We start from the raw sequence: 1298 nt of genomic DNA on the forward strand, positions 1-1298 counted from the left end.
ATCTTGATCGCCAGCCAGACGAGATAAAGTGAGCCGGTGACCTTCATCGCCAGTTGCAGCGAGGGCACGGCGAGCAGCAGGCCGGCAAGCCCGGCGGCAGCGGCACCCGTGACGGTGGCGAGGCCGGCGGCGCTGCCGACCAGCAAAGGCACGGAACGGCGAAAGCCGAACTGCGCGCCGGACGCGGTCGACAGGGTCGTGGCGATGCCGGGCGTGGTGGTGGCGACGATGGCAAACAGGATGAGCGGGAAAATGGGCTCGAGCATGCGGCGTCCTCGGTGGGAGGGCTGCCATCGTAGCTGCGCACGAACTTCAGTAAATGCAATGTTTGCTATGGTTGACATTAGCAAGCATAATGCCAACCATGATCCGAAATCTCGACATGGCGCTGATCCGCACCTTTATCACCGTCGCCGACAAGGCCAGCATGACAGCGGCGGCCAATGCACTGCACCTGACGCAAGGTGCTGTCAGCCAGCAGGTCAAACGGCTGGAGGAGGCGTTCGGCTCGAGCCTCTTCGAGCGCGACCGGCGCGGCTTGCGGCTGACGCGCGCCGGTGAACAGCTGTTCGGCAGGGGCAAGCGGCTGCTGGCCTTGAATGACGAGATCTGGGCCGAAATGGCTGGGAGCCCGGTGGCCGGCCAGGTGCGGCTCGGCGTGCCCTACGACCTTGTCGGCACCTTGCTGGCGCCGGTGCTGAAGACCTATGCCGAGACCTATCCGCAGGTCGAGATATCGCTGGTCTGCGCCTCGTCGCCAGAATTGACTGCTGCCCTTGCGGCCGGGACCATCGACCTTGCCGTGATCGAGGAATGCGCCGGCCCGTCGGCCGGCGAATGCCTCGTCGTTGACCGGCTGGTCTGGGTCGGTGCCAAGGGCGGCGTTGCCCGCGCCAAGCGGCCGCTGCCGGTCTCGATCGTCGCCGACACCTGCGCTTTCCGGCCGGCTGTGTTGGCGGCGCTCGGTGAGCATGGGCTGGAGTGGCGCACCGTGTTCGAGAACGGCAACATCGACGCGACGACCGCGACGGTGCGCTCCGACCTCGCCGTCACCACCTGGCTGGCCTCCACGGTGCCAGCCGATCTCGACATATTGCGATCGGAGTCCGGCCTGCCGCCGCTGCCGAATTTTGCCATCAACCTGCATCTGCCGAGGCATGGGGTAGGGCCCGCGGCGCAGGAATTCGCACGGCATATACGGGAAGGGCTGGCGCGGCGACCAGTCGCTGCTTGAAGCTTCTCAGAACTTGGGTTCCTCTCCCCCGTCGATCGGGGAGAGGTGTCGAGCGAAGCTCGAC

The 1298-nt window shown here is 66.0% G+C and carries 2 protein-coding genes; one reads left to right on the forward strand and one right to left on the reverse strand.

The genetic code is table 11. The features are described from left to right. A partial coding sequence (locus EN969_RS31435) for a LysE family transporter (RefSeq protein ID WP_164758682.1) occupies window positions 1-266 on the reverse strand: 266 nt, incomplete at its 3' end. Window positions 267-364: 98 nt separating this feature from the next. Between EN969_RS31435 and EN969_RS31440 the strand changes: the two genes are divergently transcribed. Then, window positions 365-1234 carry a LysR substrate-binding domain-containing protein gene (locus tag EN969_RS31440; protein ID WP_082826693.1) on the forward strand — a complete coding sequence of 290 codons (870 nt, stop codon included), beginning with the start codon at window positions 365-367 and terminating at the stop codon, window positions 1232-1234. Window positions 1235-1298 lie beyond the last annotated feature (64 nt).

The organism is Mesorhizobium sp. M7A.F.Ca.CA.003.01.2.1 (assembly GCF_003998945.1).
Lineage (GTDB): Bacteria > Pseudomonadota > Alphaproteobacteria > Rhizobiales > Rhizobiaceae > Mesorhizobium > Mesorhizobium ciceri.